At 42.6% G+C, this 12,453-nt stretch carries 12 protein-coding genes; 3 read left to right on the top strand and 9 right to left on the bottom strand.

Going from position 1 to position 12,453, the window contains the following annotated elements; all coding sequences use genetic code 11:
* Positions 1-2 precede the first annotated feature (2 nt).
* The 5 genes from gspG to gspC form a co-directional block, all read right to left on the bottom strand.
* The gene (gene gspG, locus A587_RS0122790; protein ID WP_026001105.1) at positions 3-428 is read right to left on the bottom strand and encodes a type II secretion system major pseudopilin GspG; all 426 of its coding nucleotides are present in this window, start codon (positions 426-428) and stop codon (positions 3-5) included.
* Between the two features lie 64 nt (positions 429-492).
* Complete coding sequence (gspF, locus tag A587_RS0122795) at positions 493-1,719, bottom strand: type II secretion system inner membrane protein GspF (protein WP_017219436.1); 1,227 nt, start codon at positions 1,717-1,719, stop codon at positions 493-495.
* A complete protein-coding gene (gene gspE, locus A587_RS0122800) occupies positions 1,719-3,206 on the bottom strand; it encodes a type II secretion system ATPase GspE (protein WP_171039519.1) in 1,488 nt (495 codons plus the stop codon). The genes gspF and gspE overlap by 1 nt, the downstream gene beginning before the upstream one ends.
* 91 nt (positions 3,207-3,297) lie before the next feature.
* Positions 3,298-5,364, bottom strand: coding sequence for a type II secretion system secretin GspD (gene gspD / locus A587_RS0122805; protein ID WP_017219437.1), 2,067 nt, complete (start codon positions 5,362-5,364; stop codon positions 3,298-3,300).
* A 27-nt stretch (positions 5,365-5,391) separates the two neighbouring features.
* Positions 5,392-6,276, bottom strand: coding sequence for a type II secretion system protein GspC (gene gspC / locus A587_RS0122810; protein ID WP_017219438.1), 885 nt, complete (start codon positions 6,274-6,276; stop codon positions 5,392-5,394).
* Positions 6,277-6,552: 276 nt separating this feature from the next.
* Here gspC and hslR point away from each other — a divergent pair, with 276 nt between their 5' ends.
* From hslR to A587_RS0122825, 3 genes are all read left to right on the top strand, one after another.
* Complete coding sequence (gene hslR / locus A587_RS0122815; protein WP_010378496.1) at positions 6,553-6,963, top strand: ribosome-associated heat shock protein Hsp15; 411 nt, start codon at positions 6,553-6,555, stop codon at positions 6,961-6,963.
* Between the two features lie 11 nt (positions 6,964-6,974).
* Positions 6,975-7,820 (top strand): Hsp33 family molecular chaperone HslO, encoded by an 846-nt coding sequence (hslO, locus tag A587_RS0122820; protein ID WP_017219439.1) that lies wholly within the window; start codon positions 6,975-6,977, stop codon positions 7,818-7,820.
* Between the two features lie 263 nt (positions 7,821-8,083).
* Positions 8,084-9,622 carry a phosphoenolpyruvate carboxykinase gene (locus A587_RS0122825; protein WP_010378491.1) on the top strand — a complete coding sequence of 513 codons (1,539 nt, stop codon included), beginning with the start codon at positions 8,084-8,086 and terminating at the stop codon, positions 9,620-9,622.
* Between the two features lie 103 nt (positions 9,623-9,725).
* Here A587_RS0122825 and A587_RS0122830 read toward each other — a convergent pair whose 3' ends face one another.
* The 4 genes from A587_RS0122830 to A587_RS0122845 all read right to left on the bottom strand — a co-directional run bounded on the left by A587_RS0122830 (position 9,726) and on the right by A587_RS0122845 (position 12,416).
* Positions 9,726-10,091, bottom strand: a complete 366-nt coding sequence (locus tag A587_RS0122830) for a hypothetical protein (protein ID WP_017219440.1) — start codon at positions 10,089-10,091, stop codon at positions 9,726-9,728.
* A gap of 251 nt (positions 10,092-10,342) precedes the next feature.
* The gene (locus A587_RS0122835) at positions 10,343-11,089 is read right to left on the bottom strand and encodes a hypothetical protein (RefSeq protein WP_017219441.1); all 747 of its coding nucleotides are present in this window, start codon (positions 11,087-11,089) and stop codon (positions 10,343-10,345) included.
* Positions 11,089-11,763 carry a hypothetical protein gene (locus A587_RS0122840; RefSeq protein ID WP_017219442.1) on the bottom strand — a complete coding sequence of 225 codons (675 nt, stop codon included), beginning with the start codon at positions 11,761-11,763 and terminating at the stop codon, positions 11,089-11,091. The genes A587_RS0122835 and A587_RS0122840 overlap by 1 nt, the downstream gene beginning before the upstream one ends.
* Positions 11,760-12,416, bottom strand: coding sequence for a hypothetical protein (locus A587_RS0122845; protein ID WP_017219443.1), 657 nt, complete (start codon positions 12,414-12,416; stop codon positions 11,760-11,762). The genes A587_RS0122840 and A587_RS0122845 overlap by 4 nt, the downstream gene beginning before the upstream one ends.
* Positions 12,417-12,453: the final 37 nt, after the last annotated feature.

The raw sequence follows: 12,453 nt of genomic DNA on the forward strand, positions 1-12,453 counted from the left end.
GATTAACGTTCGTCTTCCGTATCCCAGTTACCGATATCATCATCAGTTCCAACTTCGCCATCCGGACCCATTGAAAAGATATCGATTTGGCTCATTTCACCTGGGCTGACTAATTGGTAAGGATTGCCCCATGGATCTTCTGGAAGCTTAGAAATAAAGCCACCTTCAGGGAAACGTTTTGGTACCGGGTCAATATTGGTTTGCGTTACCAACGCTTCCAAGCCTTGCTCTGTGGTTGGGTAACGTTTGTTTTTTAACTTGTACATCTTCATTGCGTCTTCAATTTGACGAATATCTAGACGTGCCTTTTCTTTTGCAGCTTCTTCTTGTTGACCCATCACGTTAGGTGCAACGATAGATAAGATCATACCGATGATAACAAGTACCACCATCACTTCTAGTAGTGAGAAACCTGATTGTTTTTTCACAATGTTTACCTCAATGCTGTTATTGATGACCATGCAAAAACATGCGATGGCCTTTCCTTTTTGACTACAATCCTACGGCTTTGTTCATCGCCATAATGGGTTGAAGAATCGCCATAACTATAAACAGTACAATAATTGCCATCGTCGCTATCATCGCAGGTTCTAGCAACTTCAGCGAGACATTTACCATACTTTCAAATTCTCTTTCTTGGTTATTCGCTGCACGCTCAAGCATCTGTTCTAATTCACCCGACTTTTCACCGCTGGCAATCATGTGCAGCATCATAGGTGGAAACATTTTGGTCTGTTGCAACGACGCTCTAAGGCTTGCACCTTCACTCACCCGAGTCGCCGCTTCTGCAACGGAGGATTTGATTTTTTCGTTCTCTAGTACTTGGCCTGAGATTTTCATACCCTCAAGTAGCGGAACAGAACTCGATGAGAGAATACTTAAGGTACGCGCAAATCGTGCAGTATTCACACTGCGAGTTACCTTTCCAAGACCCGGTAAACTCAGCAGCTTGCTATCGTACCAAAAGCGGATCTTAGGTTTTTGTAATGCTTTTTTAACCGCGTAGGTGCCAATGACAACCACTGCCAACGTGATCATCCAGTAGCTTTGTACAAAATTACTGGCAGCCATAACCCACTCAGTTGTCCAAGGCAGTGCTTGCTTAGATTTCTCAAAGGTCTTCAAGATCTTTGGTACTACCGTCCCCAATAGAATGGAAACAATTGCGATAGCAAAGATGACCAAAATAATGGGATACACCATCGCTTGCGTAATTTGGCTACGCATATGTTGACGCTGCTCAGTGTAATCGGCCAAGCGATTTAGTACTTCATCTAAGTGCCCTGACTTTTCTCCAGCGGCAACCATTGAGCGGTACAAGTGATCAAATACGTGAGGAAACTCCGACATACCATCTGCAAGTGTATAACCTTCAACGACTTTTGATCTTACCGCCATCAGCATACGCTTTAATCTTGGCTTTTCACATTGCTCAGCTACAGCCATCACCGCAGCTTCAACAGGTAAAGAAGATTGGATCAAGGTCGCCAACTGGCGCGTGATCAAGGCAAGGTCTGATACCGAGGGACGGTAGCCTTTAAAAAGCGTAAAACCACCACTACTTTGGTTTTTATCTTTCTCAGCAGCAGGCAAAACCTCAAGTGGCATCATGGCTTTTTCTCTCAGCATCTGCCTAACTTGCTTCGCGGTATCCGCCTCTAAAATTCCTTTCTTCTCTTTGCCTTTACCATCTAAGGCGCGGTATTCAAACGCTGCCATTAGCCTTCCTCACGCGTTACACGCATTACTTCTTCTAAGGTTGTTTGACCAGCAAGTACTCGCGAACAGCCATCTTGTCGGATGCTTGGCGTACGCTTACGAATATACTTCTCTACCGCTTGCTCACCTTTACCGTTATGAATAAGTTCACGGATAGGCTCATCAACGATGAGAAGCTCATGAATACCCGTACGACCTTTGTAACCATTGAAGTTACACTCTTCACAGCCGACTGCACGGAAGATTTGCGTGCCACTGTCTTTGGCCACCCCCAGCAGTTCACATTCTCGTTCATCCGCTAAATGCGCTTCTTTACAGTTAGGGCAAAGCGTTCTTACCAATCGCTGTGAAAGCACGCCTAGCAATGATGAACTCAAAAGAAACGGCTCAACACCCATGTCTTCCATACGCGTGATAGCACCGGCGGCTGTATTCGTGTGTAGTGTGGATAATACCAAGTGGCCAGTCAAAGATGCTTGAACACCAATTTGCGCGGTTTCTAAATCTCGGATCTCACCAACCATCACCACATCGGGATCTTGACGTAGGATCGCACGTAAACCTCGAGCGAATGTCATATCTACTTTTGGATTTACTTGTGTTTGGCCGATGCCTGGGATCTCATATTCAATCGGATCTTCAACCGTTAAAATATTACGGTCTCTTGAATTGATTTGTGTCATACCAGCGTACAAGGTCGTACTCTTACCTGAACCAGTTGGACCGGTAACTAGTATGATGCCGTGAGGCTTGGCAATGATCTCTGCAAACGCATCGCGGTTTGCTTGGGTCATCCCCAAATCTTCGAGATCTAATCGCGCATTATTTTTGTCTAATAGACGCAGCACCACTCGCTCACCAAAGCTTGATGGCATCGTCGATACACGCACATCCACGGCTCGCCCCGCAATCCGCAGACTAATACGGCCATCTTGCGGCACTCGCTTTTCTGCGATGTCGAGCTTAGCCATTACTTTGATACGAGACACTAATAATGAAGACAATTTACGATTTGGCTTCAATACTTCTTTCAGTACGCCATCAACCCTAAAGCGAATAACCAGTTCTTGCTCAAAGGTTTCGATATGGATATCCGATGCACCTTCTTTTATCGCTTCACTCAACATGGCGTTAATGAGCTTGATGATAGGCGCATCATCATCCGCAGCAAGCAGATCTTCTGTTTGTGGCAATTCTTCAGCAAGCGAGAACAAGTCCATCTCGTTGCCGATGTCTTCCATCATCTGTTGTGTTTCTGAGCTGTCTCTTTGATAAGACGCTTCAAGCATATGCTCAAAGCGGTCTTCATCTAACGCCTCTAGACGTAATGTTTTGCCTGCAACACGGCGTACTTCCATCAGCGTTTCAAGGTCAAGCGTGCCTTTGTGAAAAAGCTTAGCCTGATCGCCATCAGGGCTGAGTAACACCCCTTTTCGACGTGCAAATGAAAATGGTAAACGCAATGAAATCGTCGGTACGACAGGCATTTCAGCTACTTCGCCTACTATTGGCTCAGCGCTTTGTAGCTGCGCTGCCATCTCTTCAGCTTCAGCTCCTAAATCTGGCGTGACTTTTTCATCAATCATTTTCACGCTCTTTTCTGTTTTGCTCTTTCAAGAACTCTTCATACGTAGGTGGCAAAGTAAGCTTGTCGTCCCACTTAGGAAGGATCGGCGTATCTTCAAATGGCATTAACTCGATACCATCTTCTCTTTGTTTATGCTGCTCACCACGGATAAAGTTATATTTTGAATGGCTAATCTCGTTCATACTGCGGCTATCACGTACAATAGTCGGACGGATAAAGACGAGTAAGTTACGCTTTTCCTTCTTAGTCCCTGTTGATCTAAATAGGTGACCTAACACTGGAATATCACCTAATAGTGGTACTTTAGAAACACTTTCTTGAACGGTTTCGTCAATCAAACCACCTAAGATAACCATGCCGCCATCATCAGCGATAACCGTGGTATTGATAGCACGTTTAGCCACTCGAATATCCACCGACGTCGCACCTTTCACGCTTGATACTTCTTGCTCAATCGTCAGTTGAACCGCAGTGCCATCGTTAATCTGAGGGGTTACTTTTAATTTGATACCCACTTCTTGGCGGTCTACCGTTTGGAACGGGTTTGAGTTATTGTCGTTTGCAGTAGAACCAGTCACGATAGGTACTTCTTCACCGACGATCATGGACGCTTCTTCGTTATCCATAGTGGTAACAGACGGTGTAGCTAGAATATTTGAGTTGGTATCCGTGGTTACCGCTTGAATGATTGCACCCCAATCATTCTTCACAATACCAGCCGCCAGACCATTGATATTTTGCAGTAGGCCTGCCAAACCGCTATAATCTCCACGCTCGGTAGTCGTGGTATTAGATACATCATTATCATCTGTTCCAACGATAGTCCCTTTAATCTCTCTATCACGTGCTTGTTCAGCAGCAACAGCTAGTGAACCGATCGGAACGGTGTTGCCATCATTAAATTGCAGCATCCCGCCTTTTTCAGAGATCCACTGTAAGCCAAGGTTAATACCATCGGCTTCAGAAACCTCAACAACGATTGCTTCAACCAATACTTGAGCTCGACGAATATCTAACTTTTTAATCACCTGAGTTAAAGATCGCATCGTGTCTGGTTGTGCGGTAATCACCAGTGAGTTTGAGTCTTCATGCGCCTCAATACTGGTTTCATTTTTGCTACTACTGCGAGTTCTTGCTTGCTGACCTGCGGCTTGCTCTTCTTCAATCGATTTACTCACGCCTTGAAGAACCTTAACCAAGTCTTCCGCTTTTGCGTAATTCAGATAGAAAACCTGAGTATTGCCTTGAGATTGTAGTTCATCATCTAAACGCTTGATGAGTTCAGCCGCGCGGCTACGTGCCTGTGATTCGCCACTAACAATGACGCTGTTGGTACGGGTATCTGACACAATTTTCGGAATAAGGAAGTCTGGTACACCACCTTTCCCTGAGTCTTGGAAAATCTTTTCAACGACTTTAACAACATCTTCAGCAGTGGCATGCTTCAGCTTAACGATATCAACACGCTTATCGCCTGCTTGGTCAACCGTTTTGATAATATCAACAAGACGATTCACCGAGGACGCATGGCCGGTTAGCATCATCACGTTTGCTGAATTTAGATTAGTTACGTGACCACCATCTTTTTGGTCACTGAATTGACGAATAAGTGGACCAAGCTCTTGCACGCTAACGTTCTTCACGCGCACAACGCGTGTTACCATTACGTCACCATTTCCTAGTTCTTCACCAGATACCAAAGGCACGTTCGACTTTTTACCATCAGAACTACGAACCACCTTAAGCACACCGCTATCCATTTCAATAACTGAATAACCATATACTTCAAGCACGTTTAAAAAGAACTGATAATACAGCTTTTCATCCATCAGCTCATAACTGCGAACATTGATGTTACCGCGCACGTTAGGGTCTATGATGATAGTTTTATTCAGCTTATCACTAACGATATTAATGAATTCATTAATATCGGTACCTTTGAAGTTCGCGGCATATTCAACCGCAGAAACAGAAAGTGAAATACCAGCAGCAATCAAGAGCGTTGCATACTTAGCTAACCCTTTTTTGGTTTTTGTGAGGTGTAGCTTTTTACCCATTATTCTAAAACTCCAAAATTAGTAACTTTACAGGCTAAACTGCACATCCATCACCTGACCGTCTCGTTCGATCGTGATGTTCGCATCTGTGCTCGTTCTAAGTTCATTAATAGCTGACATAGCCTGTTTCATATCCGTGAGCTGAAACCCATTAATTGCGATTGCTAAATCATTCGCTTTAAGCCCCACCTGTTCGAACAATTCAGGATCCTTTCCAGGTGAGAGACGATAGCCAATAACTTCGCCATTACGCTGTTCCGGAGCAATCTTTATATAATCAAATAATTTACCGGGATCGCTGAGCAATTCCTGGCGACGATTAGCTAGTTCATTTCGAGGTGGGGTTGGTGAAGTTGTGCTGTTGACGATTTTCTTTGGCTTTGTTGGCATCGCCACAGTGCGGCTAAACTCTATGCCATCTAACATCAGCGTTTCAAAACGTCCACTAACATCTAAGATCACACGATCAGGCAATACCCGAGCAAGCTTTGCGCGAGTGCCTGTGATTGGTGCGTCAACAGAATAGGTCTCTTGACGCCCCTGAGATTCAATAATAGCAAGGCCTGCACCATCATCTTGGCTGACCGCCACGATACCAGTTAGCCTAACGTTGAGCGTTGTTTCCGGTGCATCAGAAACCACGGGCTGTGGTTTGGTATCAAGCTTAGCATTTGCCTCACCAAACAAATTTTGAGCGACAATTCCTTGACTTGTGATACCGCTACTTGATTGACTATACAGTTGTGATGCAGGGAGCAAGGGTTGAGTTTGTGGCACAGGCCATAACAACCAAAATAATTGCGAAAAGAGAAACGCAACGTAAACAACCGACAGGACAACAATGATACGACTCAATTTTGCATGAGGCAAACCAAGCCAAAACTTCTGAAGCTGTTGTAACTGTAATTCCATATAATACTTTTCTTATTCTCTTGAACGCCCCAGTGTACCGCCTCGAAATTTTTTCAACAAGCGTGCATTTGTTAAACTTTTAATTAAATAGGTACACCGTAGGCCAATTAACTGAATCTAAACTTAACCTTGGAACATAGACACACATATTAGTTCATTTTTTAGGTAAAGTGCGATTAACTCACAAGTTTAGTGCCTGTCATCTACTTTGTTTGCATAACGAAATATGCTAAATTTGTTAGGTTAAATTTCACACTAGCAAATAGTTAACGAATTGTGACAAAACTCCAACAGGAAAACAACCAATCTGAACAGAAAGTTCGTATTGATAAGTGGTTATGGGCTGCTCGCTTCTACAAAACACGAGCGCTTGCTCGCGATATGGTCCAAGGTGGCAAAGTACATTACAACGGTCAGCGCTGTAAACCAAGTAAAACGGTTGAAGTCGGCGCGGTAGTGAAGTTGGCCCAAGGATATGAAGAGAAAGAAGTAACCATACTCAAAATCATGGAAAAGCGACAAGCGGCTCCTATTGCTCAAACTCTTTATGAAGAGTCTGAGGCAAGTATTGAAAAACGAACGCAAAACGCGTTGGCGCGCCAAAACAATAGCTTGTTTGCGCCTCGTCCTGCTACTAAGCCGGACAAGAAACAACGCCGTGAATTACTTAAATTGAAATCAAACTAGGATTTTCATTGATGCAGACTGATTTACTTCATCGTTATATTTTCGACAAGCTAGACGTACGTGGTGAGCTTGTACAAATAGAACAGACTTTTACTGACATCATTAGCGGTCACAACTACCCAGAGCCTGTGCAGCAGCTATTAGGCGAGTTATTGGTTGCAACGAGTTTGCTGACCGCTACGTTAAAATTTGAAGGTGACATTGCGGTTCAGCTTCAAGGTGATGGTCCAGTAAAATATGCGGTGATCAATGGTAATCACAAACAACAGATGCGCGGCGTGGCAAGGCTGCAATCTGAAGTTTCAGGATCATCTGTACCTGAGCTCATGGGCAAAGGGTATATGGTTATCACCATTACACCGACAAAAGGCGAACGCTATCAAGGCATAGTTCCTCTTTCTAAAGCATCGCTTGCCGAATGTTTAGAAGAGTACTTCGAGCAATCTGAGCAATTGAAAACCCGTTTATGGTTCGCAACAAGCCTAGTTGGCGATAAAGTGAAAGCGGCAGGTCTGTTTTTACAAGTACTGCCTGTCAATAAAGAAAAGTCTGTTTCCGATTTCCAACATCTTGAAGCACTAAGCGACACGATTAAAGATGAAGAGCTACTAGATTTAGACGCTAATACCGTACTAACAAGACTGTATCACGAAGACAATCCTCAACTTTTTGAACCACAAGCCATCTCGTTTGTATGTGGATGTAGCCGTGAAAAAACCGAGAATGCGCTGGCCAATGTCGGACTAGAAGCCTTGATGGAAGACTTGCAAAAACACGGCGAAGTCAATATTAGCTGTCATTACTGTTTGAAAAACTACGTTTTTAACGAGCAAGATATTAAATCGTTATTTAATTAAGTTGCGCTTTAGCCCTTAATTACAAAATGAAACCGCCATTTTTGGCGGTTTTTTTATGTCTATTAGGTGATACCGGTGTCATAAAACATACAAAAGTTATGACACCGGTATCATTGAAATTATTCAAGTTTTTTGACGTTTTTATGTAATTTTAAGCACTCTAAAGGCTCGAATATCTCAATTTCATCTGTTACTATAAATTTAGCTAAGGGCAAGAGTACCCCAGAGCTATCCCGTTCAACTCTCACTTTTTAGGTATAAACATGACTTCAAGCGCTACTCGTTTTGTCGATTTAACCGCAGCTGAACTTGTCGAACACGCTATCCGTCGTGGCGAGGGCACTTTAGCCGCAAATGGAGCTTTTGTTGCAAAAACAGGTCGTCGTACTGGACGTTCACCAAACGACCGTTTCATCGTAAAAGAATCAAGCACAGAAAATGACATCCAATGGGGTAACGTAAACCGCCCATTCGAAGGTGCCAAGTTTGATGCTTTATGGGCTCGCGTAGAAGCGCACGTTCTTGAAAATGACCACTTCGTCTCTCACTTAGAAGTCGGTGCGGATCCAGAGCACTATTTACCAGTCGTTGTAACGACTGAAACTGCTTGGCATCACATTTTCGCTAAAAACATGTTTATCGAACCTAACTCTTATAACAAAACTGATTTACCTGAATGGCAGGTGATGAACGTTCCTTCTTTTGTTTGTGATCCTGAGCGTGATGGCACAAACAGCGATGGTACCGTTATCATCAACTTTGCACAGCGCAAAGTGCTAATCGCAGGTATGCATTACGCCGGTGAAATGAAGAAGTCGATGTTCTCTGTACAAAACTTCTTACTACCAGCAAAAGGTGTGCTACCTATGCACTGTAGTGCAAACGTAGGTGAAGCTGGTGACACAACGTTATTCTTTGGTCTATCAGGAACTGGTAAAACTACTCTTTCTGCGGATCCTAAGCGCTTTCTTATCGGTGATGATGAGCACGGTTGGGCGCCTGGTAGCGTATTCAACATTGAAGGCGGTTGTTATGCGAAATGTATCGACCTGTCACAAAAGAACGAGCCTGTTATTTGGGATGCAATCCGTTTTGGTACTATTTTAGAAAACGTCGTGCTAGATGAAACGCGTACTCCTGACTATACCGATTCAAGCTTAACGCAAAATACGCGTGCAGCTTATCCTCTTGAGCATGTTGAAAAGCGTAAAGTTGAAAACCGCGCGGGCGAGCCTCGTGCTGTTGTATTCTTAACTTGTGACGTGAGCGGCGTATTACCTCCAGTTTCAATCCTAAGCGAAGAAGCCGCGGCTTATCACTTCCTTAGTGGTTACACGGCGAAAGTAGGCTCAACTGAGATTGGTTCAACCTCTGATATCGAATCAACTTTCTCAACTTGTTTTGGTGCTCCTTTCTTCCCTCGTCCAGCAGGCGTGTATGCTGAGCTACTAATGAAGCGTGTGCGTGAGTTTGGCGCTAAAGTTTACCTAGTAAACACAGGTTGGACTGGTGGCCCTTATGGCATTGGTAAGCGTTTTGACATTCCAACAACTCGCGCCGTGATTGATGCAATCGTAAACGATACATTAGAGGGCGTTGAGACACAGCACATTGAGGCACTAAATTTAGATGTACCAGTGGCAGTGGAAGGTGTTGATAGCAAGCTACTTAATCCAGTAAATACATGGCAAGATCAAGCTAAGTATGCTGAATATGCAGCTAAACTTGCGGCTGACTTCAAAGAAAACTTCGCTAAATACGATGTTTCTGAAGCAATCAAAGCGGCAGGTCCTCGCGGCTAATCTAAGAAAGATTCCTTTATCAAAAGCGCCCCTTGTTTGGGCGTTTTTTTGATCCAAAAACCCACTTCAAGTGGGTTTATTGTTTTACGCTAAAGCTTTTTGATCAATTACATAGCCGTTGCTCAGAAGGAAAGCGTCCTCTTTGGCCTTTATATGTTTTATAAAGCTTAGTCTTTGAGTATGCCTCAATTCGAAACTCGACAGGGTATATATAATTAAAATCAATATCATGGTATACGTAAGTCAAGATACGACATTGTGAAGTGATATTAGCGACTTCGTCCGTGTCTATAATATATCGAAAGTACTGCTTAAACTCCGGAATAGACATAGATGCAGTGCCAATATCTCCATTAGCACTAATTTCGCCAAACTCACCAACTGTCACATTTTTTTCATTGGCATGTGCTTGATTGCTCATAGTAAAAGTTGCCACAAGTAAAGCAACTGCGGGTAATAGCTTATTCATACAATTTTCCTTTTATATTAAGTTAACTATCGCCCAAAAGACTTACATAAATAAAACATTAAATCAACACACTGAAAACAATAAAACGTTGCTAGGGAAATCTAACTTACTCTTCAGTAGTGCATAATAGGAACTGAACCCAGCTTAGCAAACATCAATAAAAATCATAAATATCAAAAAGTTAAACAAAATTAATCGGCTAAGACCTTTTGACAAACTTAGAAGCAATAACAAATATCTAGTGACGGTACTTATCCTCGCCCTAACACACCAGATACTCTACTCGATAATATTTTCTTTAGTGTTAAGATAAATTGTGTAAGCGAAATAGGAATGATAACAACGAGCGCAATCCCTTTATCAAAGTCAGGATTAACACTACAGTAAAGTGCAATCTCAGTTTTCCTGCTTTCTCTAAAGCATGTGATGTCTGCCTCGCTGTAATTGGTTTTACGCCCTACAACCTTCAAACATCTTAGACCATTATAGGAACTTACCAAGCCACACGGGTTAATGGTGTCATAGAGCGTTGCTATCGCACTATTTTGAGACAAGTTATTTGGATAAACTTCGGCGATATTTTTTGCTATGGCCCTGAACATAGCGGGGCTGAGCATAGTGTCGGCATATAACAGTTTTCTACGTGGGTTACGTATATAACGTTTTAATACTTCTATAAGAGAAAACCTAAAGGTACTGTTTTTCCCTCTAAAATCAGGTAAAAAAGCAGCTGAAGCGCCAACAATACAAACATCCTCGCTGCTATCATCAAAGGTCAATAAGCAATAGCCGACAATATCCCCGCCTGATAAAAATAACCGGAGTCTACGCTTTGTGCTTTCGCCTTTTTCAAAGTACTGAGTAAAGTAATGCTCAACCTCTACATTGGAAAAGCTCGTTGCAATGATGCACTTTAATTGAACCAACTGAGCATTTGTTAAAACATTTTGGGTATAGGTCAAATCACGATATGGCACCTTCTTCGATATGCTTCGCATCAATTATCCACACCCTGCGCAACTATCTGAATACTCGCGATATTATCTCTCGATAGGATCACTGAACGATTTTTAGATTTTTCATAGAGAAAAACATAGCGTTCAGACTCCAGTATGATTTGCATATCTTGAAAATGACGCCTTTTTTGTTGATCAAGGCTAATCGAGTTAATTAAATCGAAGTTGTATAGCTTACCATTACCTTCTTTTATACTCTCAGCGTTCCAAGAGCCCAATAGTCCAGCGTATGCATTTGGATAAATAAGCATAGCTACAACAACTAAACTATAGAAAGGATTGAGTCGATATAAAATACGGTGGCTCAAGAGCCAGCTTTTCCACCCCTTAAGCTCTTTAACCTGAGCCCGCTTTCTATCGAATTTACTCACTACATAAGCCACTCCTCCTCCCACTGCAATTGCGCAAGATGTTGCAAAAAGAATATCTGGCTCTGCCAAGAATGACATCAATAAGTCGCTAAGTTCCATATATTTGATGATCTCGATAGAAAAAGCATTGAATAAAGAAGTAAGATACACGAAGCCTGCCAAATTTAGTGTCAGATATCCCAAAGTAATAAGAACACCAGGTTGTTCATAAATAAATTTTGCGGTCTTTTTACTTACTTCATCGAACCAAGCGTAATATTCAGCGTCATTGGTAATTTTTTTCATTTCCCTCCCCCTGAAGCCGAGAGTGTAGTAATGCTACCTAAATTCGCATCGGGAATGGCCACCGCCTTTTTTGTTTCAGGGTGATATATAAAAGTATATCGTGAAGTCGACAACACAATTACAACTGAAGGAATTGTCATTACTTGTTCGCCAAACCAATCTATCGGATAACTTAAATAAATATCAGTGTTTCCACGCTGTAAAGCCTTTACGTCTCTTACAGCACTTTTTGCTGCGAAATCAGCCGCATATGTAGACAAAATAAGCGTAGTAATAATCGTTGTGGAAAGTGGAAAATTATAGAGTGGCTGGTTAACTATATAGTTCAACTTATCAACGCCAAGAAACTTAACCTGAACAAGCTTTTTATCTTGCCTGATTATCGTGAGTAAGCTGAAGACAACGAAAGTAAATGCCGGTAGAAATAAAAAATTAGTCATGATCACGGTTAAAAAGTCACTTATCCCTATGTGCTTCAGTGCAGAAAACCCAAACGAATTAAGCAAACGAGCAACATAAAACAGAGCGATACCACTGACGGCCAGATAGAGCATAAAGGGAATGAGCGTTGGGTGGAGTTTGGCAAACTTTTTGACAGCGACAATACGCCTCAAAACAGGGATCAATCGTGCGCTGGATACTTCTATAGCCACAATAGCATTCCTTACTATTACTTAACGGCCCGGAAAA

Source organism: Pseudoalteromonas sp. NJ631 (assembly GCF_000276645.1).
GTDB classification, from domain to species: domain Bacteria; phylum Pseudomonadota; class Gammaproteobacteria; order Enterobacterales; family Alteromonadaceae; genus Pseudoalteromonas; species Pseudoalteromonas piscicida.

Bases quoted from the DNA above. Each gene is read 5' to 3' on its own strand.
- gspC (WP_017219438.1), bottom strand. From the start codon at position 6,276: ATGGAATTACAGTTACAACAGCTTCAGAAGTTTTGGCTTGGTTTGCCT.
- hslO (WP_017219439.1), top strand. From the start codon at position 6,975: ATGCAGACTGATTTACTTCATCGTTATATTTTCGACAAGCTAGACGTA.
- gspF (WP_017219436.1), bottom strand. From the start codon at position 1,719: ATGGCAGCGTTTGAATACCGCGCCTTAGATGGTAAAGGCAAAGAGAAG.
- gspE (WP_171039519.1), bottom strand. From the start codon at position 3,206: ATGCCTGTCGTACCGACGATTTCATTGCGTTTACCATTTTCATTTGCA.
- A587_RS0122825 (WP_010378491.1), top strand. From the start codon at position 8,084: ATGACTTCAAGCGCTACTCGTTTTGTCGATTTAACCGCAGCTGAACTT.
- gspD (WP_017219437.1), bottom strand. From the start codon at position 5,364: ATGGGTAAAAAGCTACACCTCACAAAAACCAAAAAAGGGTTAGCTAAG.
- A587_RS0122830 (WP_017219440.1), bottom strand. From the start codon at position 10,091: ATGAATAAGCTATTACCCGCAGTTGCTTTACTTGTGGCAACTTTTACT.
- A587_RS0122840 (WP_017219442.1), bottom strand. From the start codon at position 11,763: ATGAAAAAAATTACCAATGACGCTGAATATTACGCTTGGTTCGATGAA.
- A587_RS0122835 (WP_017219441.1), bottom strand. From the start codon at position 11,089: ATGCGAAGCATATCGAAGAAGGTGCCATATCGTGATTTGACCTATACC.